This window comes from Clostridium sp. CM042 (assembly GCF_055080995.1).
In genome coordinates this window covers 3785206-3810903 of the sequence record NZ_CM143646.1, presented here as the reverse complement: position 1 = coordinate 3810903, position 25698 = coordinate 3785206, and the positions used below count along the sequence as shown (strand labels likewise).

The window sequence follows — 25698 nt, the reverse complement described above, 5'->3', positions numbered from 1 at the left end:
ACAGTTTTTCTTCGTTAAGTCAATGCATTAATGTCGTTTTTAATATTATTGTTCGTGTTTACATCTACATATATATGTAATTCGTTGTTTTACTAATAAGTCGTTCGTGTTTTTAATGTTTTAACTAGTTTTTTTTATTTGAATTTTCAAAAAAAACAGCAAGGATACAACTAGTATACTTACTGTTTCTTATATTTTATTTAAAATAATTTACCCCTGCCTCAAATATCTTTTGATCCTTCTCACCGATAATATTTTTTAATGTGTTAACGCCTACTCTTTCAGAGTGACCCATTTTACCGAAAACTCTTCCATCCAAACTAGTTATTCCTTCAATAGCATGCATTGAACCATTAGGATTAAAGTTTATATCATAACTTGGCATTCCGTCAAAGTCTACATATTGAGTGGCTACTTGACCACTTGCGAATAATTTTTTAATTACTTCTTCATTTGCTACAAACCTACCTTCTCCATGTGATACTGGCACGGAATGCACATCTCCAACTTTTAAATTACTAAGCCAAGGAGACAGGGTTGAAACCACTTTAGTTTGCACTGTGCAAGATACATGTCTACCAATTTCATTATACGTTAAGGTTGGGCTGTTTTGTGTTATATCCGTTATTTCACCAAAGGGAAGTAACCCAAGTTTTATTAAGGCTTGAAAGCCATTGCATATTCCGAGCATTAATCCATCTCTATTCTTTAATAACTGATGTATGCTTTCGCGTATTATAGGATTTCTAAAGAATGTAGCAATAAATTTACCAGACCCATCTGGTTCATCACCAGCACTGAATCCACCTGGAAGCATAACAATTTGAGAACTTTTTATTTTTTCTTCTATAGCTTTTATAGATTCTTCAATATGCCTTGATGATAGATTCTTTATTACCATAATTTCCACTTCAGCTCCAGCCCTTTCGAAGGCTCTCATAGAATCATATTCACAATTAGTACCTGGAAACACAGGAATTATAACCCTAGGCTTTGCTATTTTAATTGTAGGAGTCGATTTCAATTTTGAATTTTCAACATTCACATAAATTTTGTCATTTCTACTATTTACTTTAGTAGTATTTACTTTCGTGCTAAATACACTTTCTAAAGGTCCTTCCCAATTACTTAGCGCTTCTTCTAAACTAATAGTTTCCCCTAAGACTTTGATAAATGGTTCTACCTGAGTATGTCCAAGTATCTTAATATTTAAATTCTCCTTAATTAGCTCTGAAAGCGTGCATTTATCTATTTCCATTACAATGCTACCATAATCATCTTTAAATATGCCCTCCACCTTAATATCTTCTTTAAATTCAAATCCTATTTTATTACCAAAACACATTTTTGATATAGCTTCTGACAAGCCTCCCATCCCTACTGCATAGGTTGATAACGCTTTGCCACTATCTATTAACCTCGAAACTAATTTATAGTTTTGACGAAGCTTTTCAAAATCAGGTAATCCATCTTCGCAAGTATTTGCGTAAATTAAAACAACCTGACTATCTCCATTTTTAAACTCTGGAGATATAACCTTATCTGTATTTATAACATCTAGGGCAAAGGATATAAGTGTTGGTGGTACATTCATATCATTAAATGTACCCGACATGCTATCTTTTCCGCCAATAGCCGCTATGCTAAATTGTTTTTGTACATGTAGCGCTCCTAAAAGTGATGAAAATGTTTTACCCCACTTATAAGGTTCTTTTGACAATTTTTCAAAATACTCTTGAAATGTTAGTTTAATATTTTCATAATTGCCACCACTAGCTACTACCTTTGTTACAGAATCTATTACTGCATAAGCAGCTCCATGGAAGGGACTCCAAATTGACAATTTAGGATTGTACCCATATGACATTATTGTACCAGTGTTTGTATCTCCGCGAAGTACAGGCAATTTTGCTACCATGGACTGAATTGGTGTTTTCTGGAATTTTCCACCAAAAGGCATTAGTACCGTCCCTGCCCCTATTGTGCTATCAAACCTCCCAACTAATCCCTTTTGACTACAAATATTTAAGTCTGATAGATTAGAATTCCATAAATCTTTTATTGATTTTAAATTACCTTCACTCCATCTTGAATCTTTTGAAAAGTAGTATTCATTCTCTTTAGGAGCTGCTACTTTTACATTAATACGTTGTTTAACTCCATTGGTATCTAAGAAACTTCTACTTACATCAACAATAGTTTTTCCCTTCCATACCATTTTAAGCCTATTATCATCAGTTATTTGCGCTACTACTACAGCTTCTAAATTTTCCTCTTCTGCTAGTTTTATAAATACGCTAGCATCATCGCACCTAACAACAACAGCCATACGTTCTTGGGATTCTGATATAGCAAGCTCCGTACCATCTAAGCCCTCGTATTTTTTAGTGACTTTGTCTAAATTTATTATAAGTGCATCTGCGAGTTCCCCTATAGCTACGGATACTCCGCCTGCACCAAAATCATTACATCTTTTTATAAGCGATGTAACCTTTGGATTTCTAAATAGTCTTTGAATCTTTCTTTCTGTAGGTGCATTACCTTTTTGAACTTCTGCGCCTGAAGTTAATAGTGAGCTCTCGCTATGTTGCTTGGATGCCCCCGTAGCTCCTCCACATCCATCACGTCCTGTTTTCCCACCAAGAAGTATAACAACATCAGACGCCATTGGTTTTTCCCGTGCTACGTTCTTATAAGGCACCGCTCCAATAACTGCCCCTACTTCCATTCTTTTAGCCACAAAGCCTTCATCATAAACTTCAGAAACGAGTCCTGTAGCAAGTCCTATCTGATTTCCATAAGAACTAAATCCATGAGCAGCTTCAAGGGTTATTTTTCTTTGAGGAAGTTTACCTTTTATGGTATCTGAAATTTTCGCCCTTGGATCACCGCAGCCAGTAACACGCATTGCCTGATACACATAACTTCTACCTGATAATGGATCTCTTATTGATCCACCAAGGCAAGTAGCTGCACCACCAAAAGGTTCTATCTCAGTAGGGTGGTTGTGTGTTTCATTTTTAAACATTACTAGCCACTTTTCCTTCTCTCCTTCAATGTCTGCTTCCACAATTATACTGCAGGCGTTTATTTCATCTGAAACATCAAGGTCCTTTAATTTCCCTTTCTTCCTTAAATATTTCATGGAAATAACAGCCATATCCATAAGTGTTACGTCCCTATTTGATTTATCATAAACAAATTCTCTAGCATCTAAATATTCGGCGTAAGCCATCTTGATTGGTTTAGAATATTTGCCTTCTTCTATGTAGACGTCCTCAATAACTGTATTAAAAGTTGTATGTCTGCAGTGATCAGACCAATATGTATCTATAACTTTTATCTCCGTTATAGAAGGGTCTCTCTTTTCAGTTTCACTAAAATAATCTCTACAATATTTTAAATCTTCAAAACTCATAGCAAGCCCATTACTTTTTAAGAACTCAGTTAACTCCATGTCATTCATATTAATAAAAGTTTCTACTATTTTTACCTGCTCTGGCTCATTAAATCTTTGCTGTAAATCCTTTTGTTTATCAAACTCTGTTTCTCTAGAGTCTACAGTATTTATGCAATATCTCTTAATCTTATCTAATTCTATTTTAGTAATATTTCCCTTTAATACAATAATTCTTGCAGTTTTAACTATATGTTTATCCTCTTGTGTTAAAATTTGTATACATTGAGCAGCTGAATCTGCCCTCTGATCATATTGCCCTGGTAAAAATTCAATAGCAAATACAGTATCGTACTTTTGAATCTCTAACTCTTCATCATAAACCTGATCTACTGTAGGTTCAGAAAATATTGTATTCCTTGACATGAGGTACTGCTCCTTGGTTATTCCCATAACATCATATCTATTAACTAATCTAATCCCATCCAAGTTCGATATACCTAAATTTATTTTTATATCTCTTAATATTTTTTCACCTTCAACATTATAGTTCGCTTTTTTCTCTACATATAACCTATATATCTTATTTTTCATGATTAATACCTCCAAAATTTAGATTTATACGAATATTAAGCAATCATTTTATATTATAATTCGTTATAATCATATTATAATATACTTCATCCAATTATAAAAGCATATTTTAGAATAAAGCGGTTTTTAATTTTTCTATAATATTATTGAAGCACCGCAGGTGATGATTTAATACTAATACAAAAACAGGATGGCATAACTATGCCATCCTGTTTTATTCTAAAAAGTAAATTATAAAATTTAGTTTTTATTTTCAAAATCATCTTCGTAATTTTTCAAAGTCTTTTTAACTAACGCTCCTAGTCCTAATAATGCAATTAAATTTGGGATAACCATTAATCCATTAAAAGTATCTGCAAGTTCCCAAACTAGGTCAACCTTTAGAGCGGCACCCAATACTATAAATACAAGAACTAAGCATCTATATAGGGTTAATGCTTTTTTGCCAAATAAGTATTTAACATTGGCCTCTCCAAAAAAATACCACGCTACTATGGTAGAAAAAGCAAAGAAGAATAGTGCTATAGCTATAAATGGACCTCCAAGACTTCCCATACCATTTGAAAAAGCTTTTTGAGTTAAAGCTATACCAGTAGTTTTTCCATCTAATGCTCCTGTAGTTAATATAACAAGTGCAGTTAATGTTAAAATTATAAAGGTATCAATAAATACACATACTATTGCAACTAATCCTTGCTCAGCTGGATGATTAACTTTTGCAACTGCGTGTGCATGTGGTGTCGAACCCATTCCAGCTTCATTAGAGAATAACCCTCTTGCAATGCCGTATCTCATCGCTTCTTTTACCCCAACACCTATTAAACCACCAGTAGCAGCTTTAGGGTTAAATGCTCCTAAAAATATCATTTTTAATGCTTCTCCTATATTAGCAAAATTTATTAGAATGATTATTACACTACCTAATATATAAAATACAGCCATAACTGGAACTACTTTTTCAGTAAATGCTGCAATTCTACCTACTCCTCCAATAAAAATCATACCAGCTAATGCTGCAACTATAACGCCAATGATTATACGAATATTGGTGTTTGAACTTATTGCTGCACTTATTGAGTTAGATTGTACCATATTTCCTATAAATCCTAAGGCAATTATTATAGTTACTGAAAAAAATGCTGCCAACTTTTTGCTCCCAAGGCCTTTACTAATATAATAAGCAGGTCCTCCTGTCACCTCACCATCAACTGTCTGTTTATACTTTTGGCCAAGCACTGCTTCTGCAAAAATAGTTGCCATGCCAAAGAAAGCACTTAGCCACATCCAGAATATGGCACCCGGTCCTCCTGATGCTATAGCAGTTGCGGCTCCTGCTAAATTTCCCGTTCCTACTTGAGCAGCTATTGAAGTTGTCATGGCTTGAAAAGATGACATCCCATCTTTTCCTGCTTTATTTCCGAATTTAACTCCTCCAAAAGTTTTTTTAAATGCATCTTTAAATCTTCTAACTTGAACAAATTTTAAAGTTATTGTAAAATAAATTCCAGTACCACATAACAAAAATATTAATACATACCCCCACAAAACGCCGTTAATACCTTTAATAATTGATAAAAAATTCATAAATACACACTCCTTCTAGTTATTAAAATTTTTTTAGATAAAAAATTTCTTGTGTAAAGAATATATTTATACCAATTAATACTCTGTAAGACGATTATTTTTTAAAGCACGCAAAAAATAGAGATCAAAATGAAATGACCTCTTGAAAATAACCCTGTCCTTTTACCTGAGAGTTTCACTAATGCACTATTTAATTGCATACAAATAATATGTAATTAAATAATGTTTAGCTTTCTCCTTCGGTGCTTGTATAAGTCTCTCCAGAGGTTCGTCCAATATCAGTACTTCTCCAAAAATGGATACCTGAAAGTTTAACTTCTTCGGTGGATGTTATACATCTCTCTCCAAATATCTTCATCCGAAATTATTAATTTGTAATACTTCGCATGACTATACCATATTTTTCATTTTTAATCAATTATTTTTTTAATTACTATCATATTTATACTTTTCTACACAAAAAAAACACTCACTATAAAGTGAGTGTTTTTTGGTACGACTAAGCCTATAAGCCGAGTCCTGTATTAGACAATCATCTATCTAGGCCTATTGTTACCAATAGGCTCAAGCGATACACCCGAGAACGAGACGGGCAGCCTCATAATGTTCTCCTATTCGATCTTGCTCCAGGTGGGGTTTACATAGCCGCAAAGTCGCCATTGCGCTGGTGAGCTCTTACCTCGCCTTTCCATCCTTGCTAGTACATTCTAAAAGTTTAGAATGCCTTTAGCGGTATATCTCTGTTGCACTTTCCTTAAAGTCACCTTCACTGGGTGTTATCCAGCACCCTGCCCTATGGAGCTCGGACTTTCCTCTCCTAATTATCGCACGCGATACTTAGCAGCGATTGTCTGGCTTACTCGCAAAATCAATGATATCATACTATTAAAATAAAAGCAAATAGTATTTTATTATTACTTAATTTTATATGGATCATGTGTATTTTTAGAAATTATAACCTCATTGTCATATCCATTTTCTATCAATTGTTTTTTGAATTTTTCTGCAAACATTATGAGCGGTGTCCATTCAGTTGCAAAATGCCCAGCATCAATTAGCGCTATGTTTTCTTCTAATAAATCACTAACATGATGGTATTTAGTATCTCCTGTGATAATGCAATCTGCACCCAATTTTATGCTCTCATCAAAAAAGTCTTCTCCACTTCCATTTATAATTGCAATAGTTTTTACTAATTTATTATTGTCGCCCACATACCTAATATACTCAGCATTTAAAAGTTTTTTAACCTTTTCACATAAGGACATTAATAAAATTGGGGTATCCAGAATCACTAGCCTTCCAATACCATTATCACCATTATTATACCCTGGAATAGTTGAATTCTCTATTACCTTATAATTAGTAAACCCTAAAATTTCTGTGACAATATCATTAAGGCCACCTTTAACTGAATCTAAATTTGTATGACTAGCGTATACACTTATACTATTCACAATTAGCTCAATAATTTTTTTCCCTACTAAAGTGTCTGTGGTAATAGTTTTGGGTTTAACAAAAAGAAGGGGATGATGAGTCAATATAAAATTACACCCCTTATTCTTTGCCTCGCGAATTACGTCCATTGTGCAATCTAATGCAATTAAAATTTTTGTGACCTGCGCATCTTTGTCCCCAACCATTAATCCTACATTATCATAGTCCTCTTTTAGTATATGTGGGGCAACCTGCTGCATAATCTGCTCAATAGTACTTACTTTTAAAAGCATTTTAAAAACTCCTTAAGCCGTATTATAACAAGATAAAGTTGCTCTTTCCTATTTTTCGATAAAATCGTCTCTTCATTTAAAGTATCATATATTTTCGAGTATTTTTGCAACTTATATTCTATAAATTTTTGCATTACTAATTGTTTTTTTTCTAATAATATTTTACTTATCTCGTAATATATTCTGTCTAATTCTACTGGTTTAGTATTATATCTTGCCTTGATAATTTCATAAAATCTACCATCATCATTGCAAATTTCTTCATCAAGGATATCATATCCAGTGATATATAAATATTCCCTCAAAACCTCAGCATTTTGAACTGGTTGAAGTATCATATATTTAAATTGTTTAACAACATCTAATTGGGCTTCTAAGATATCTCTTATTAAATTACCGCCCATTCCTGCAATAATAGCTACCTGAACTTCTCCCTTTTCAACTGTAGATAACCCACTTCCGAGCCTACAACTAATTTGCCCAACCATATTATTATGAATAATATTATTTTTGGCCTTCTCAACAGGTCCCTTATTTATATCAGAGGCAATAGCTTTTTTTATTACACCATTTTTCACTAAATTAATAGGAACATACCCATGATCCGTGCCTACGTCGATAATACTATCACATTCTTCTATCATACTTGCAATCCATTTTAATCTTATACTAAGCTCCATATCTTTCATCCTTATCTAAAATTTATTAGTATTTTAAACTGCATAATTAAAAATATCATTGCCACAATTAATGCCATATAAATATATTTATATGCTGATTTTCTATCATGTTTTGCGCAAAAATAACTTGCATAATACATGCAAAAAAGCAACGCCATATTTAATACCCCGTAAATCATCTGAGTAAATGCAAATTGTTTGCCTGTTCCCATTTCTATTGGGTTAAAATTCGCATCAAAGTTTAAGGGCATAATATTAGGTATCTTATGTTTTAAATATAATATAAATGGATTTAAGGTTAATATTATTATTATTATACTTACACCCATTAAAGGTAAAATGAAGTGCTTGTCTTTATGAAGATTATAGCTATTATTCACTTTATATTTCCACTCTACTACATGTATATCATGATGAATTAAAGTTTCTTCAAATTTTTTATAACCTATAGGCGAAACTGCATAATTCATGTTTTTAGTTTTTATGTAAAAAATATTTTTATTATTTGTAACAAACATTCTACACATTCCTATTTTATCAATTACAAATCTACCCATTGCAAAATTACTCGTAGCTATGCCATTAATCTTAACACCTTCAATTGCACCAGTTGAGATAGCGTATCCTTCAATTTCATTTAATGGTATAATTATTTTTTTTAATAACCCAATAGCATAAATTTTAAGATTTTCGTCATCAATAGTGCATTTAAGTGATGCATATAGCAAGATATAATATACTTGATATATATTACAAGACACTAATAAGACCTTTAATAAACTAACTACAATGTATGAATTAGTAAACCTGAGCACTATTAAGATTAATATATTATATAATGCAGTCATGAGCAAAATAAACCCTAAACCGCGTCCTCGCTTTGATATATAATTCTTCATTTAATCACCTTCTAAAGCATATTATAACATATTTAAACCGACCTTGTAAATATTCATACATGATTCTACACTGAGTAGAAAAAACACCTTAAATAAGGTGTTTTTTTAAGTATACTGTTCTAATCTAAATAATCTTTTAGTTTTTTACTTCTACTTGGGTGCCTTAATTTACGTAAAGCTTTTGCTTCGATTTGTCTAATTCTTTCGCGAGTTACATTAAACTCTTTTCCAACTTCCTCGAGGGTCCTTGCTCTTCCATCATCTAGTCCAAATCTTAATCTTAAAACCTTTTCTTCTCTAGGAGTCAAAGTATCTAAAACGTTGATTAATTGCTCTTTTAACATTGTAAATGCAGCAGCTTCTGCTGGTGCAAGAGCATCATCATCAGGAATAAAATCGCCTAAATGACTATCTTCTTCTTCACCTATAGGTGTCTCTAGAGATACTGGTTCTTGTGCAATTTTCATAATTTCTCTAACTTTTGCTACAGGCATTTCCATTTTTTCAGCAACTTCATCTGGTTGAGGTTCACGTCCAAGTTCTTGTAGCAATTGCCTTGAAACTCTAATAAGCTTATTTATAGTTTCAACCATATGTACAGGTATCCTTATGGTTCTTGCTTGGTCGGCTATTGCCCTAGTTATTGCCTGTCTAATCCACCAGGTAGCATAAGTACTAAATTTAAAGCCTTTTCTATAATCATATTTTTCTACGGCTTTTATTAGTCCTAAATTACCTTCTTGAATAAGATCTAAAAATAGCATTCCGCGACCAACATATCTTTTAGCAATACTTACCACGAGTCTTAAATTAGCCTCTGCTAGTTTTTTCTTAGCAGCGAGATCTCCTTCTTCATTTCTTTTAGCAAGATCAATTTCCTCACTTGATGATAATAAAGCAACTTTTCCAATTTCTTTTAAATACATCCTAACAGGGTCGTCTATAGATACGCCTTCTGGTATACTAACATCAAGTTCTTCAGTTTCTGGTTCAGTTTCAGCTTGAGCTCCAGTCTCAGGTGCAGCAGCTTGCTGCATATCCCCAATAACCTCTATCTCCATTGATTCTAAAACTTCATAAACCTTCTCTATTTGTTCTGGACTTAAATCTATCTCATAAAGTTCTTCCATTATTTCTTTATAGGTTAAGGATCCTTTTTTCTTTCCTTTTTCAATAAGTTTTTTGACTATAGTCATTTTCGAACTTTTATCCTTCATCATATTACCTCCTTTCTAAATACTATAATTGTTTTAGATCTTTTTGTAGTTCTATAAGTTTTTGAGCTAATTGTATAGACTCTTCTAGCAAACCTTTTGATTCATATTGTTTGATTTTATTCATAATTTCTTTTTTCGACTCCTCTAACTTGAATTTTTTAAGTTCCTTTATGCAGTCATTTATAAGTTTTTTATGTTCCTCTTCATCTCCAGAAAATTCAATTTCCATAGTATTTATCCATTCTTTTGTACATTCTATATCATTACATATAAATTCAATTTTTTTAACTTTATCATCTTTTGTTAAGTTTTTATGTTTAACAATTAATGTATATATACTTTTATGACTTTGAAGTACCAACTGTTCTAGGTCCATGTTTTCTGTAACATAATTACAATTTTCTTCATTTATAAACATAAATTTCAACAAATTTCTTTCAGCCTTAATATAAGCTGGCTCTAAGTATAATTTTTGTCCAAAATCTTGTTGCATATTCAATTTTTTGGTTTTTTTTACATTTTTGTTGATTTCGTCACTTAATAGGTCATATATTGCTTGTTCTTTGATACCTGTTTCCTCAGAAACCTTTTTTATATAGACATCTTTTTCAACAGGATCTAAATCTGCAATAATTTCAGTAACCTTTTTCACATACCGTATTATCATTTCACTATTCGAAAAATCTATTCCGTCACCTGCTCTTTTAATCCTATAATATATTAAAGGAAGAGCATCATCCACTAATTTCTGAAAAGCCTGCTTTCCATTGTTTTTTATATATTCGTCTGGATCCTTATCCTTTGGAACTATCAGCACTCTTAAATCAAAACCTTCAGTCCTTAATATCTCAAGGCCTCTTAAAGTTGCTGCTTGGCCTGCGATATCAGCATCATATGAAATAATAACTTTGTCTACATATTTTTTCAATAATTTTGCTTGATTAATAGTAAGTGCAGTACCCAGCGACGCAACAGTATTTGAAAACCCATATTGATGAAGTGAAATACAATCCATATATCCCTCTACAATTATTATTGTTCGAGATCTATTATTTTTTATCACAAAATTCAATCCATAAAGGTGTAGACCCTTATGAAATAATGGTGTCTCAGGTGAATTTAAATATTTAGGTTTCGAATCATCTAAAACCCTTCCTCCAAATCCGATGACGCTGCCTTTATAATCAAACACAGGAAATATTATTCTATTTCTAAACCTATCATAATAGGAATTTTTAGGACTTTTAATAATTAATCCTATACTAAGTAAATCTAATTCTGAGTAGCCTTTCCTTTTCAGGTATAATAACAAGCCATCCCACTTATCAAAGGAAAATCCTAAACCAAATTTTTTCATAGTAACTTCCGTGATGCCTCGGTTTAAGAAATATGTTTCAGCCTTCTTATCCTTTCTTAAATTGTCATAAAAATACCTAGCCGCTGCTACATTAATATTGTACATTTTTTTATACATGTCTTTTTGTACATTGTTTTCTTCACTGTCCATTTCTATACTAATGTTAGCTCTCTCGGCGAGTACCCTTGCTGCTTCAGGAAAATTCACATTCCTATCCTTCATAATATAACTGATTACATTCCCAGCTTCACCACATCCAAAGCATTTATAAATTTGCTTTTCCTCAGACACTGTGAAAGAAGGACTCTTCTCATTATGAAAAGGACAAAGACCAATATAATTTCGCCCCGCTTTCTTAAGTTTAACTCTTTCAGATATTACATCCACAATATCATTTTGTTCCTTAATTTTTTGGATAACATCTTCAGCAATCAATAGATTATTACCACCTTACTTATATAAGTTCACAATATAATTTTATTCGACAAAAAAGTGTATTATCCTTCTTTAAATTCATTTTTTTTAAAAAATTATCTTCGCTTATACTATATTCTTTATAAAATACAAATTTCCTTCAATATTTGTATTTTTTATTTTTTATTTATAAATTTCATATTAATATGTTTGCCAAACCCAATATTTGTTTCTTCCGTATTTTAATAAATAACAACCTTAGGTACATATAAATTATTAAAAAGCATTAAACAATAATCATCACTCATACCAGAAATATAATCTGCTACCCCTGTATATAGATCTTCATACTTAACTATGCTCTTATAAAAGTCTGGCATAGTCAGTGGATTATTATAGTAATATTTAAATACATGCGTTACCACAAATTGTGCTTTTTGTCTTTCTTCTTTTAATATTTCACCTTTGTATATATTTTCAAACATAAAATTTCTTAAATCACCCAATGCACTTCCAACACTTTCACTAAGTGATACGCCTATATCCCCTATATCTAAGTTATTTATGGTGTTATAAATACAGTCTTTAACTAAAGTATCTATTCGCTTGCCATGATTTGCCCCTAATACTTCAATAGCACCTTGAGGTAGCATTACTTCAGTTAACAATCCCGCTCTTATAGAATCGTCTATATCATGATTTACGTATGCAATCTTGTCGCTATACCTAACAACCTGACCTTCAAGTGTTGCAGCCTTTCCAGTTTTAGAAGAAAACCCACTATGATTAATAATTCCATCTAGTACTTCCGCGCTCAAATTAAGCCCAGCACCTAATTTTTCAATTTTTGTTAAAACTCTAATGCTATTTTCGTTGTGTCTAAATCCTTGTGGCAGAATATCATTAAGCACCTCTTCACCATTATGAGCAAAAGGTACGTGTCCTATATCGTGACCCATCGCTATGGCTTCTATTAAATCTTCATTTAAGCCTATGCCTCTCCCTATAGTTTTAGCTATCTGTGCAACTTCTAAGGTATGTGTTAATCTTGTTCTATAGTGATCACTACTAGTCTTTATGTATACTTGAGTTTTATGCTTCAATCTTCTAAATGATTTACTATGTATTATCCTATCTCTATCCACCATATAACAGGTTCTTACCTCATCCTTATCTTCTAATTCTTTCCGTCCTTTTGAGTTTAGAGATAACGCCCCATATCGTATAATGCTATTACCTTCATTAATTTCTATTTTTTTGCGAATATCCATGGTTTTCCTCCTAAATTTAGGTATCTTCAAAAAACAGCTGATAAGTATGCTTATTATTTTTTAAAGACACCTTAGTTAGTATTCTACAAATTAAATTAATTTCCCTTTTTTAATGTTAAATGTATAATATTAAAGTTTTATTAATATCCTAATAATGTAATAATTTTTTAGGAGTGTTAAGATGCCATCTATGGCTAAAAACTTTAATAACATAAATTTATTATCTGAAGAAAATGTAAAAAGACACATTCTGCCTCAATATAACTTAACCAATGCTGATATCACGCAAATCAAATTTAAAGATACTGATAAACAAAGGGCTGTATATAAAGTGCAAGACTCTGATAAATGCTATTGTTTGAAAAAAGTTTATTACTCTATAAACGATTTATTATTTGTATACTCAGCTATAGAATGGTTATACAGAAATAATATCCATGTACCTCGCATCCTTCCTACAAACACTAATAACAGATTTGTAAACTATAATAATATGTTATTTATACTCACCCCCTGGATTAATGGCATAAAATGTGATTACGATAATATTAATCATATATTATTATGCGGTACCAATCTTGCAAATATGCATAAAGCCAGCATTAACTTTATGCCTATATATGGCAGTTCTATAAAAGAGGACTATAGCCCTTTGAGCCCTACCATATATAAGCACTATGAAAGCCTTCTTAATTCCTCTAATTTGGCTTATAAATATAATGATGCCTTTTCAAATCTGTATCTTAAGCATTTTGAAACAAGCAGTAAGCTAGCTAAATATTCTGCAAACACTGCTTATGATATCAATCTTAATAATCTCACAAAATCATTATGTCATCTTGACTATGTTAATAAAAATATTATCTTTGATACTAATAATGAAATATGGGTAATTGATTTTGATAAATGTAGAAATGACTTTTGTGCCCATGATATTTCCTATTGTTTAAGGCGCTTACTAAAAAGAGATACTACAAAATGGGATTTAGAGCTAGCAATAAATTTTTTAGAATTATATGATAAAATCCTACCTTTAACCTTGGATGATTACAAATATATTTTTGTTTATTTGGCTTTCCCCCAAAGGTATTGGAAAATATCAAGAGATTATTATGGTAATATTAATAAATGCAATAAAAAAGCCTTCTTACGGCTACTGGCTAACGCAACTAACAATAATGAATATCAATTAGATTTTGTTGAAAAGTTAAAAACGTATATTAAAAATAAATTTAAAATAACATAATTAATTCGATATCCAAATTTTGTTAAAAATAAAAAGCCACTGCTTTGCAGTGGCTTTTTACTTTTAATTGATTAATAATATTTAAGTATTAAATATTATTTTTTTCTCGGATTACTTATTTCAGCTTGAGCCGCTGCAAGTCTTGCAACCGGAACTCTAAATGGTGAACATGATACATAATCAAGTCCTATATTGTGACAGAATTCAACAGAAGATGGATCTCCACCATGTTCTCCACATATCCCAAGTTTTAGACCCGGCTTAACCTCGCGTCCAAGAACAGCCGCCATTTTAACAAGTTTGCCTACTCCTGTTTGATCTAATTTTTGGAATGGATCAAATTCGTAAACTTTCTTTTCATAGTAATGTTTTAAGAAGTTTCCAGCATCATCTCTTGAAAATCCAAAAGTCATTTGTGTTAAGTCATTTGTTCCAAATGAGAAGAAATCCGCTTCTTTTGCTATTAAATCAGCTGTAAGTGCTGCTCTTGGTATTTCAATCATTGTACCAACCATGTATTTTAAATCAATGCCTGACTCAGCTATGATTTGATCAGCTATTCTTACCACTATATCTTTAACATATTTTAATTCTTTAACTTCCCCAACTAAAGGAATCATTATTTCTGGAACAATATTATATCCTTTTCTAGTCTTAACATCTATAGCAGCTTCAATAACCGCTCTAGTTTGCATCTCAGCTATCTCAGGATATGATACTGCAAGTCTGCATCCTCTATGTCCCATCATTGGGTTAACTTCATGCAATGATTCAACAGTAGCTTTTAACTCTGCAAAAGTTATTTCCATGTCTCTTGCTAATTCTCTTATATCTTCATCAGCATGCGGTAAAAATTCATGTAGCGGCGGATCTAAAAATCTGATTGTAGTTGGTCTTTCTTCAACTTCTTCATAGATTCCTATAAAGTCATCTCTTTGCATTGGTAATAGTTTTTGTAATGCAAATCTTCTTGAAGCTTCATCTTTAGCAACAATCATTTCTCTTATAACCATTATTCTATCAGTATCAAAGAACATATGCTCTGTTCTACACAACCCTATACCTTCAGCTCCATATTTAACTGCTTGAGCAGCATCCCTTGGAGTGTCAGCATTAGTTCTAACTTTTAATCTTCTTATTTCATCAGCCCAGCCCATAAATATTTCAAAATAACCATTTATTTCAGGCTCAACCGTTTTAATTGTTCCAGCGTATACATTTCCTGTACTTCCATCCATTGAAATAAAGTCGCCTTCATGATATACCGTTTGTCCAATTTGAAAACTCTTAGCTTGTTCATTAACTTTTAAATCTGAGCATCCAGCAACACAACAAGTCCCCATTCCTCTTGCAACAACCGCAGCATGTGATGTCATTCCACCTCTCACTGTTAAGATACCTTCTGCAGCAACCATACCTTCTATGTCTTCTGGTGAGGTCTCAAGCCTTACAAGGATAACTTTATTTCCAGCTTCATGTTTAATTTTTGCATCTTCAGCTGTAAAGTAAACTTTTCCACAGGCAGCTCCAGGAGATGCCGGTAATCCTTTAGCTATTACTATAGATTTCTTTAATTCTTTTGCATCAAAGTTAGGGTGGAGTAATGTATCTAATTGTTTTGGCTCAACCTTCATTATAGCTTCTTTCTTTGATAACATTCCTTCTTCAACGAGTTCTACCGCAATTTTTAATGCAGCTTGCACCGTTCTCTTACCGTTTCTTGTTTGTAAAAAGTATAATTTCCCATCTTCAATTGTAAACTCCATGTCTTGCATATCTTTGTGGTGAGTTTCGAGAGTCTTAACAATTCCCATGAATTCTTCATATACTTTTGGCATATCTTTTTCAAGTTGTGATATATCTTGTGGTGTTCTTATACCTGCAACAACGTCTTCACCTTGGGCATTCATTAAATACTCAGCATATATTCTTTTTTCCCCTGTAGATGGGTTTCTTGAGAAAGCAACACCCGTTCCTGATGTTTCTCCTTTGTTACCAAATACCATTTCTTGAACACTTACTGCAGTTCCCCAATTTCCTGGAATATCATTTAATCTTCTATATATATTAGCGCGAGGATTATCCCATGACCTAAATACTGCCGAAATAGCCTCTATCAACTGACTTTTTGGATCACTTGGAAATTCTTCACGTTTATTTTCTTTATAGAATTCTTTAAATTGTTTAACTAATTCTTTTAAGTCATTAGCATCTAATTCTGTATCGAATTTTACGCCTTTTTCTTCTTTCATTTTATCCATCATGTTTTCAAAGTTTCTTTTTTCAATATTCATAACAACGTCAGCAAACATTTGGATAAATCTTCTGTAAGAGTCATAAGCAAATCTTGGATTATTCGTTAATTTTGCCATAACTTTTACTGTATCATCATTTAATCCAAGATTTAAAATTGTATCCATCATACCAGGCATTGATGCTCTTGCTCCAGATCTAACTGATACAAGTAATGGATTTTCTAAACTTCCAAACTTCTTTCCTGTAATGTTTTCAAGTTCAGCCATTTTAGCATGAATTTCATGAGTAATCTCGGATGCGATTAATTGACCATCTTCATAGTATTTATTACAAGCTTCTGTAGTAACTGTGAATCCCTGCGGAACTGGAATCCCAAGACTTGTCATATCTGCAAGGTTTGCACCTTTTCCGCCTAGAAGATTTTTCATTGACATATTACCTTCGCTAAATAGGTATACATATTTTTTATTTTCCATTTTAACCCAACTCCTTCTACTCTAAATTATATATGATAATTAGTATAAAAATATACCATTAGCAACAATCAATACCATATTAACTACATTTCCAAAGGAAAGTCTCCTTCTGAGATCGTTAATGTTACAGCTTCGTAGGAGATTATTTAACCTTACTGTAGTTTTTAAAATGGTATATATTTGAAATAAAACGTTTCCATGAAATGATATTGCACTAAAATTTTACATACCTTTCCTAACATTATACCACGTTTTCGCAATCAAATGTTTAATTACTTAATGACATTTCAGAAGGAAAGTCTCCTACTTCTATAAGTGGGAGTTACATACCCTAACAAATAGAAAACTTCAGTGGGAGGATAACAATTGAGAATTGTTATCTACTCCAGAGGGCTACAAAGGGGTAAATCTCCTTCTGAAGTCGTTAATATTGCAGCGACCCAGGAGATGATTTAATCACTTTTTGTTTAAGATATAGTTAGATTTTCACTTATATAAAGCCAGCAACTAAAAGTTGCTGGCTTTATATAAGTGAAAATAATATCGATCAAAGTTCTAAAATAGAGAAAAAAGAATAAATCTGTTATTCTTTTTATTCTTCTTTTTGCTGATCAAATTTTACAGTATATTGATATACATTTTCATTACTGGTATCTTTGTTACCTTTGTTAAGACTGTCTTTTGTATCATTAAATTTTTCTATTACATCTTCACTTATATCGCTCATTTTGCCTTTAACATCTTCAACTGTGTTTTTTATAATAGTATTAATAAGCTCCACAGAACCATCCTCTTTAGTTATCTCAACATTAACCTTTGTAATCACCGCTGTTAATAATCCTATGCCAATTAAAGCAGGCATATATAATCCAACAAGACCTGCTGCAATACCAGCATTAACAGGTATATCTATAATCACAGTTTCATCTTTTTTTATTTTTATTCTTGTTACGTTTCCTTTTCGTGCTGTATTCTTTATCCATGTTACAAATTCATCCTTAGTTGTGTATATTTCTTTCATATTAAATTTCTCATCTTTTTTTTGTTTTGCTTCGATATAAATCAAAGCATTAACTACATCACTATCACATTCTTCTAATGCTTCCTTAGCATCCGTGTATGAAACTCCTGTTCGTTCTTTAACAATATCAATCTTCTCTAGTGTAATTTCTGCCATTAAAATATTCCTCCTTTTAATTTGTCCAGTTGTAAATAACAATTATTCATTGTTATTCACCCACTTATAAAAGTGGGTGACTTTCCTTCTGAAATGTCATTAAGTACTTAAACATTTCTAAGCTCTTTGGTTTCCGTGTATAATTTTGGGAAATAATAAAGGATAAAATTTTATACAACTCAAGTTTGGATGTTTTCGAAACTATAATTCTATTAATTTTATCCATACCAAAATTGTTTAAGAATTTTAATGTATTATATGTAGGATTTGAAATATATATACTATTTAATTTTTCACACTCTTTACAAATTGGGCCATAAGATATCAAATCAATGTTATTTGACATGGTTATTTTTTTTCTACATTTAACACAATGGTCAAAATTTAATGCATAACCTGTTGCCTTTAGAATTCTTATTTCAAAAGTTCTGGCTAGGACTTCTATATCCATAACGTCATTTTTTATGAAATAAAAGGCAGTAACTAAATTTTCAAAAAGTTCTTTATTAACCTCTTCATTCTCCATTGTTATATCAATTAATTCATTAAAATACGAGGCATAAGTAATTGTATCTAGGTCCCTTAATAATTGCTGAAAAGAATCTATAATTGTAATTTCATTTATTGTATATAAATTTTTCCCTTTAAAAAGCACAAATTCTCCATAGCAGCAAGGTAAAGTCGATGATACATATCTGCTTTTATTCTTTCTGGCTCCCTTTGCTATGGCTGTTATTTTTCCGAATTCTTCAGTAAAAAGCCAAACTAGCTTGTCATTCTCTTTAAACTCTTGTGTTTTTATAACAATGGCCCTAGTTTTCAAAATTGACAGAAAATCATCCCCTATTTATATCCTAACTCTTTCAAAATACTTGAAGTATCTCTCCATTCTTTCTTTACCTTTACCCATAATCTCAGATGTATGTTTTCTCCTAATAATTTCATTATATCTTGCCTTGCATAAGTAGAAATTTGTTTTAGGGTTTTTCCACCTTTTCCGATTATTATACCCTTATGAGAATCTTTTTCACAAAGCAAGTTAACTTCAATATTGTAGATTTCTTTTTTATCTCTTTTCATAGAAATAATTTCTACTGCTATTCCATGAGGCACTTCTTGTGATAATAATTTCAAAGCTTTTTCTCTTATAATTTCAGTAATAATGAATCTTTCTTGCTGATCTGTTATCATATCTTCTGGGTAATATAAAGGTCCCTCTGGAATGTGTTCTTCTACAAGTTTAGTAACTATATCAATATTCTTACCTTTTATAGCTGCAATTGGTATTATTTCTTCAAAATCAAAATACTCTGAATAACCTTGGACAGTTTTAGCTACCCTCTCTTGAGTATTCTCATCAATCTTATTAACTAATAAAAACACGGGTATCTTAGTATCTTTAAACTGTTCAAGAATATGCATATCACCTTTATCAATTTCATCTCCTGGCGTAGTTATAAATAATATAACATCTACTTCACTGGCAGATTGCTTTGCTACTTTAACCATATATTCTCCTAGTTTATGTCTAGGTTTATGCATCCCTGGAGTATCTACAAATATTATTTGAGATTCTTTAGTAGTTAAAATGGTTTGTATGTTATTTCTTGTAGTTTGGGGCCTATTAGACACAATTGATAATTTCTCCCCCATAATATAATTTATTAATGTAGATTTCCCTACATTAGGGCGTCCTATAATAGTTACGTATCCCGATTTAAACATATATCCTCCTTTTGATTATCTTTAGTAAATAGTATTTATTAATTATTTGTTATCTTACTTTAATAAATCTTCTTTAGTAAAAGCACCTGGTAATATTTCATCCATATTTTTGATTATATAATTTTCTTCACTTTTTACTAATATAATATCAATATCTTTTGTTGCAAATTCTACTATAACTTGTCTGCAAATACCACATGGATAGGTATTAGTTGACATATCTCCAACTATAGCAATAGCCTTGATTTTTTTGTGTCCCTCCGATACAGCTTTGAAAATTGCAGTTCTTTCAGCACAATTAGTAGCTCCATATGAAGCATTCTCTATATTGCATCCAGTATATATTGACCCATCTTCAGTAACAACCGCTGCGCCTACCTTGAATTTCGAATATGGCACATATGCATTTTCTCTAGCATCTATTGCTATTCTAGCTAACTTTTTATAATCCATTAGTACACTCCTATCCAAATAATTTGCAGTTACTCTTCACATATACACGAAAAATCACGTATACCAATTATATCACTAAATATTAGTATTTCAATAATATTATAATTATATTTAGGATATTATTGATTAGAAATAAAAAATTAATTATCCTAAAATTTTAAATAGTAGCAATGTTAATAAAGTCCCAAAAACACCACCAAAAACCACTTCTAAGATAGAATGAATTTCTGAATCAACCCTACTTTGTGCAACAATTACGGCTAGCAAATAGGATAACACCATAATTAAAGGTTCATTAGTTAATAATGTTATGGCTGTAGCTACTGAAAAAGCTATGGTACTGTGACCGCTGGGCATTCCTCCTCTAAGTGGAGTTCCTTCGCCATAAATTGCCTTAACTACTACTGTAGCAATGCAAATTATAACCAGCATAAAAAAAATCATGTCAGGGTCAGATTTTTTAAGCTTTAACATCACTGTCATATTAAAGGGAGTTATTCTACCCCAAAATATCACATAACCAACTAGGACTGAATTTATAGCAGTTACTAGTACTGCACCAGCAGCGACATTTTTAGCAATTTTGGCTAGTGGGTGATAAAAATTTGTTGTAGCATCTATGGCACATTCTACTGCCGTATTTATCATTTCAGCCACTATTACCATGGTTATAGTCATGGTAATAATTAAAAGCTCTATCTTTGACAAATCATAAAAAAAAGTGGCAGTAAGCACTACTATTGTAGTTAACATATGTATCTTCATATTTCTTTGCGTGCGAATGGAATATATGATTCCTTCAATAGCATAATTAAAACTATCAACTAATTTCTTAACCTTCATCCTTAACCACCTTTAAAAATATTCGCTTGCAGTAAGACACATGAAACTAACCATAAATGTATCCTACCTAGATATTTTAAAATTATTCAATATTTCTTCTTCTCTTTTTCTCATAATGCCTTTTGGTTCTTCCTCCATGTGGTCATACCCTAACAGATGTAAAATCGAATGCACTGTAAGATAAGCACATTCGCGAGTAAATGAATGACCGAATTCTTCACTTTGCTGCTTCGCTTTTTCCAGGGATAATGCAACATCCCCAATTACTAGCCTTTCATCATATAAATCACTTTGGTCAAATTCATAATTTACATACACATCTTTAAATACCTTATTTTCTGGATACTGTAACATAGGAAAAGATAGCACATCTGTAATTTTATCTATCCACCTATGCTCTAAATTTATTTTTCTGATTTCTTCGTTGTCAATAAAGATAACACTTACTTCATTATCTATAAAAAGTTTTTCTTCTTTAAGCGTATACTCAATGACATCTTTTATAACAGTTTCAAGTTCACGTGAAACTTCAATCTTATTTTGCCTATTATCAATAAAAATCATACTTGTTTTTACTCCTTTATTCTAGCCTCATCTTTTTATTTTCATGTTCCTTATCTTTTTGCCATTTGTCCATTGGATACTCTATTCTCTCATGGTATATTCCGGAAAGCGCTTTTAAAAATGCCTTTCTTATCTTTTCTAAATCTTTTAAAGTTAAATCGCAATTATTTAGTTGTCCATCATTAAGTCTGCTTTTTATTAGCTTATTAACCATTTCCTCAACTTTACCTTTTGTAGGATTTGGAATTGATCTTACAGCTGCTTCCACTATGTCTGACAACATTATAATTGCCGCTTCCTTGCTTTCAGGACTCGGTCCCTGGTATCTAAAATCTTCTTCTTTAATTTCATCTGGATTGTCACTAGAATTTTTCATAGTTATATAAAAATAATTAACTAACGTCGTCCCATGATGCTGCCTAATGATATCTTGAATTACTTTAGGTATTTTAAATTCTTTTGCAAGCTCTAACCCATCCTTTACATGAGAAATAATTATAAGTGTACTTAAATTTGCAGTTATTCTATCATGCGGATTATCATTCCCTAATTGATTTTCTTTGAAAAAATATGGTCTCTTTATCTTCCCAATATCATGATAATATGCAGCAGCCCTTGCAAGAACAGGATTCGCGCCAACGGCTTCTGCTGCAACCTCTGACAAGTTAGCTACAAGCACAGAATGATGATAACTTCCTGGCGCCTCCAAAAGTAGTCGCTTTAGTAGTGGGTGGTTAGGGTTTGATAGTTCCAAAAGTTTCACTGTAGTCACTATATCAAAAAAGCTTTCAAAAAACGGCAAAAATCCTATAGTAAGTACTCCAGATATAAGACTTGCAAGATACACCAGTCCCGCCTTTTTTAAAACATCAATTATACTATTGCTTAGCAAAAATCCCATAGATAGATACACCATAAGGTTTATTATTGCAATATATATAGCTGAATATAATATGTCGTTTCTTTGTTGCATTTTCTTTAATATCATAACCCCAACAATAGAATTTAGCACAGCTAATATTGTTATTTCAAAATTAAAATTAACTGCAACACTAATTAGAATGCAATTAAGAATATTTAGAGCTATTGATACTTCCTCATCTATTAAAATGGTCATAAGCATTGGCACGCAAGCTAATGGAATTACAAACAAAGAAATTATGCCTAGTGTTCTAGCCAGTAGTATAGCTATGATGCTAAGAAGATTAATCATAATTAATTTTTTTGTATCATTAAAAATTCCCGTATGATACTTATATAAATAAAACCATTGAAGTAATATTACTAGACATACAAGCGCTGCTAAACTTGTATATAATGACCATTCAAAATTATTAGTATTATCTAGAAGTCCTAACGATTCTAAAAGTGCCTTTTGATCAGAGGTTATTGGTTCCCCCTCTTTTACAATGATCTGATCCTTCTTAATCATAACAGGTTTAACACTTTTTCTTGCTTCTTCTATTAACACATCTGTACTTTTTTTATCATAAATTGAATTAGGACGAACTTCTACATTTGCGATAGACATCCCTATTGTTCTTATTTCCTTAGGAAAATTTGAGTTATTAATAAGTGTAGCAATAATCCCCTTTGCCAATATAATTTCTTCAGGTTTATTTTCATTTATTGTGGTTATATCATAAAGGGTTGTTATAGTATCTTTAAGAAATATTTCTAATTCCTTAGCTTTTTTAATTTCTAAATTTACTAAAGTATGGTAATTTTCATCGGTAAAATTAGGAATTGGGTTGCTCTTTTTGAGTGAATCTATTTTTTCCTTTTCCGTTAATGTTTTTTTAGAGGCATCTACACTATTGTTTGTGGATGATTTACTAGTGTTTAACTGGGCCACTGCAGAAAATAATTTACCGATATTTTCTATAGCCTTCTCATTTACCGAAACTTTAATTGTTTTTTTTCCTACGCTCTCTACAGCTTTTGTTCTATTGATTTCTGTGGCTCCTTCATTTTCAACTTCCCTAGGAGCTTTTATATCTACTTTTGCAATATCCCCCGCATTTAGTGTATACTTTTTTGGAACTAAAGCTGTTACTAAAATTGAATACATTATAATTGCCGTAACTATAAAAATCAAATATGGTTTTGCTTTACTAAGCTTCATAAGTTCCCTAATATTTCTCATATCTCATCCCCACCTTTTCTTCTCGAGTAAACTATAAAAATATATTTTTTTCTTCATATTCAATGTTTTTTCGGATGCATTATTTTTTTTCGGGTATACTCACTTTTTCGGGTGTTATTTCTCCTTCTGAAGCAATGTTTTCTTCAGCAACTACCACCACTCTTATTAAATACTTATCTTTCTCCTTTTTTACATCTTTAATTTTGTCTATTATCTTTACACTTTTGTCTAAATTTTTCAAAATATTAGAATACATCCCCTCTACTATCTTTTCCTCATCCACAGATATATTTTTTTCTTCAATTTCATAGTAGATTTCTTTATTTATAAACTTACTGGTACTTTCTATTTTATCATAATTACTATATGGAATTATGCTATTTTTTAGATAAATTTTTTTATTTGCAAATTTAATATATAAATTGCTTATACTATTTCCTGTTTTAACCTTTGATATATTGTTTAATGGGACTTCTTTAATTTCCTCGTAAAAAGTTTTTGCTATAACTTCGCCCTGCGCATGTACAGGATAAACACTTTCCTCTTTGCCTTGTTCTCCTTTAACTAACAGATCGCCCTTCTGTATCATTTTTCCGGCTTCTACAATAGCTGTACCTTCGGTAGTGTATACTCTAACTACCATGCCATCCTTGCTTGCTATTAAATTACAGGGTGTTTGTTTACTAATTATAATAGGCGGTGATTGTCTTTCTATTACATCAACTTTTAGCTTAACACCGTCAATCCTTGCTTTTACCCACATTATTTCATCATTACTTCTTGTGATTTTATTTTCAATGTCATAAACATTTATATTTTCCTTTTTGAGTCCTGGTCTTATTCCAAAACCTTTAATTTGTTGGCGCAATTCATATGGACTTATATAATTTTCCGTATTAATTTCTATATTCCATACAAATGTAGATAAATAATATATTATGCTTCCAAACAAAATTACTCCGAGTAGAAGTGCAGATCGACTTCTTAATTTCATTAAAAAAAATGACGCTCCGCTCCTTACTATAATTTTAACTCTAGTGTCTGTCCGTTTTGCCACTTTACTAATTTCGCCATAGTCGCTTAATCTCACTTCTAAAACTACAGTTGTTATATTTACTTTTTTTATGTTTTTAACTGGAACACCATTTTTCCACAGTAAGTTTATAAATTTTTCTGGCATTAATGATTGTATTTCCATTGTGATATTACCTTTTTTGTATTTTTTAAAATTATTCATGACTTTCATACACAACTGACTTAAAGTTGCCACTTAAAGTTATTGTGTTTCCCCCTATAAATAATATTTTAAAATTTTTACCGTATATCGAAATTGGACCCACATTGGAATTTATTTTTATTTCTTCTTCTTCAAAGATTACTACACCCTTATGGTTTTCTATATTTATTTCGCTGTTAGCTAAAATAGTTATTTTGGGTAAATCTAACAGGATATCTCTTGGCAATTCTAACTTGCTTGCTATAATTCCTTTCGCTTTATAAAACTTATTATCCATATCCTCACCTCATAAAATACTTCATATTAAATTTATGAAAAAAAAGTCTAACAAATTACAGTTTTTAAATTTTATAATTTTTCCAACAAAAAAAGACTCAGCGTTTGCTGAGTCTTTTATTTATTCAAATACTATTTTACTATTTCACTAATAAG

At 31.4% G+C, this 25698-nt stretch carries 19 protein-coding genes, 1 other RNA gene and 2 riboswitches; of the genes, 1 reads left to right on the top strand and 19 read right to left on the bottom strand.

The features are described from left to right. Positions 1-196: 196 nt before the first annotated feature. The 9 genes from ACWJJ7_RS18120 to ACWJJ7_RS18080 form a co-directional block, all read right to left on the bottom strand. The gene (locus ACWJJ7_RS18120) at positions 197-3991 is read right to left on the bottom strand and encodes a phosphoribosylformylglycinamidine synthase (RefSeq protein ID WP_462963329.1); all 3795 of its coding nucleotides are present in this window, start codon (positions 3989-3991) and stop codon (positions 197-199) included. A 240-nt stretch (positions 3992-4231) separates the two neighbouring features. Continuing rightward, positions 4232-5575, bottom strand: a complete 1344-nt coding sequence (locus ACWJJ7_RS18115) for an alanine/glycine:cation symporter family protein (protein ID WP_462963328.1) — start codon at positions 5573-5575, stop codon at positions 4232-4234. Positions 5576-5727: 152 nt separating this feature from the next. Further along, positions 5728-5841: riboswitch (glycine riboswitch) on the bottom strand. A gap of 3 nt (positions 5842-5844) precedes the next feature. Continuing rightward, positions 5845-5933, bottom strand: a riboswitch (glycine riboswitch). Positions 5934-6067: 134 nt separating this feature from the next. Further along, positions 6068-6438: RNase P RNA component class A (gene rnpB, locus ACWJJ7_RS18110), an RNA gene on the bottom strand. A gap of 51 nt (positions 6439-6489) precedes the next feature. Further along, on the bottom strand, positions 6490-7305 hold the full coding sequence (locus tag ACWJJ7_RS18105; RefSeq protein ID WP_462963327.1) for a Nif3-like dinuclear metal center hexameric protein: 816 nt from the start codon (positions 7303-7305) through the stop codon (positions 6490-6492). Next, entirely contained in the window at positions 7296-7985 is a 690-nt protein-coding gene (locus tag ACWJJ7_RS18100) for a tRNA (adenine(22)-N(1))-methyltransferase (RefSeq protein ID WP_462963326.1), read from the bottom strand. The genes ACWJJ7_RS18105 and ACWJJ7_RS18100 overlap by 10 nt, the downstream gene beginning before the upstream one ends. 11 nt (positions 7986-7996) lie before the next feature. Next, positions 7997-8884 (bottom strand): PH domain-containing protein, encoded by an 888-nt coding sequence (locus tag ACWJJ7_RS18095; protein WP_462963325.1) that lies wholly within the window; start codon positions 8882-8884, stop codon positions 7997-7999. 119 nt (positions 8885-9003) lie between these two features. Further along, a complete protein-coding gene (rpoD, locus tag ACWJJ7_RS18090) occupies positions 9004-10101 on the bottom strand; it encodes an RNA polymerase sigma factor RpoD (protein WP_462963324.1) in 1098 nt (365 codons plus the stop codon). Positions 10102-10123: 22 nt separating this feature from the next. Further along, positions 10124-11893: a DNA primase gene (dnaG, locus tag ACWJJ7_RS18085; protein WP_462963323.1), complete on the bottom strand. Its 1770-nt coding sequence runs from the start codon at positions 11891-11893 to the stop codon at positions 10124-10126. 221 nt (positions 11894-12114) lie between these two features. Then, positions 12115-13143 carry a deoxyguanosinetriphosphate triphosphohydrolase gene (locus tag ACWJJ7_RS18080; protein ID WP_462963322.1) on the bottom strand — a complete coding sequence of 343 codons (1029 nt, stop codon included), beginning with the start codon at positions 13141-13143 and terminating at the stop codon, positions 12115-12117. A gap of 181 nt (positions 13144-13324) precedes the next feature. On the opposite strand from ACWJJ7_RS18080, the gene ACWJJ7_RS18075 reads away from it, so the two are divergent. Further along, entirely contained in the window at positions 13325-14389 is a 1065-nt protein-coding gene (locus tag ACWJJ7_RS18075; RefSeq protein ID WP_462963321.1) for a CotS family spore coat protein, read from the top strand. Between the two features lie 95 nt (positions 14390-14484). Here the strand turns inward: ACWJJ7_RS18075 and ppdK are convergent, their stop codons facing one another. From ppdK to yqfC, 10 genes are all read right to left on the bottom strand, one after another. After that, positions 14485-17121, bottom strand: coding sequence for a pyruvate, phosphate dikinase (gene ppdK / locus ACWJJ7_RS18070; protein WP_462963320.1), 2637 nt, complete (start codon positions 17119-17121; stop codon positions 14485-14487). A gap of 592 nt (positions 17122-17713) precedes the next feature. Next, positions 17714-18298: a DUF4342 domain-containing protein gene (locus ACWJJ7_RS18065; protein ID WP_462963319.1), complete on the bottom strand. Its 585-nt coding sequence runs from the start codon at positions 18296-18298 to the stop codon at positions 17714-17716. 64 nt (positions 18299-18362) lie between these two features. Then, positions 18363-19145 carry a DNA repair protein RecO gene (recO, locus tag ACWJJ7_RS18060; RefSeq protein WP_462965042.1) on the bottom strand — a complete coding sequence of 261 codons (783 nt, stop codon included), beginning with the start codon at positions 19143-19145 and terminating at the stop codon, positions 18363-18365. Further along, entirely contained in the window at positions 19142-20023 is an 882-nt protein-coding gene (era, locus tag ACWJJ7_RS18055; RefSeq protein ID WP_462963318.1) for a GTPase Era, read from the bottom strand. The genes recO and era overlap by 4 nt, the downstream gene beginning before the upstream one ends. Positions 20024-20077: 54 nt before the next feature. Next, a complete protein-coding gene (locus ACWJJ7_RS18050) occupies positions 20078-20476 on the bottom strand; it encodes a cytidine deaminase (RefSeq protein ID WP_462963317.1) in 399 nt (132 codons plus the stop codon). Between the two features lie 144 nt (positions 20477-20620). Further along, entirely contained in the window at positions 20621-21319 is a 699-nt protein-coding gene (locus ACWJJ7_RS18045) for a diacylglycerol kinase (protein WP_462963316.1), read from the bottom strand. A gap of 63 nt (positions 21320-21382) precedes the next feature. Next, positions 21383-21883: an rRNA maturation RNase YbeY gene (gene ybeY / locus ACWJJ7_RS18040; RefSeq protein WP_462963315.1), complete on the bottom strand. Its 501-nt coding sequence runs from the start codon at positions 21881-21883 to the stop codon at positions 21383-21385. A gap of 16 nt (positions 21884-21899) precedes the next feature. Then, positions 21900-24029, bottom strand: coding sequence for an HD family phosphohydrolase (locus ACWJJ7_RS18035; RefSeq protein ID WP_462963314.1), 2130 nt, complete (start codon positions 24027-24029; stop codon positions 21900-21902). A gap of 79 nt (positions 24030-24108) precedes the next feature. Then, positions 24109-25266: a sporulation protein YqfD gene (gene yqfD / locus ACWJJ7_RS18030; RefSeq protein ID WP_462963313.1), complete on the bottom strand. Its 1158-nt coding sequence runs from the start codon at positions 25264-25266 to the stop codon at positions 24109-24111. Continuing rightward, the gene (gene yqfC / locus ACWJJ7_RS18025; protein ID WP_462963312.1) at positions 25259-25543 is read right to left on the bottom strand and encodes a sporulation protein YqfC; all 285 of its coding nucleotides are present in this window, start codon (positions 25541-25543) and stop codon (positions 25259-25261) included. The genes yqfD and yqfC overlap by 8 nt, the downstream gene beginning before the upstream one ends. Between the last annotated feature and the right edge of the window lie 155 nt (positions 25544-25698).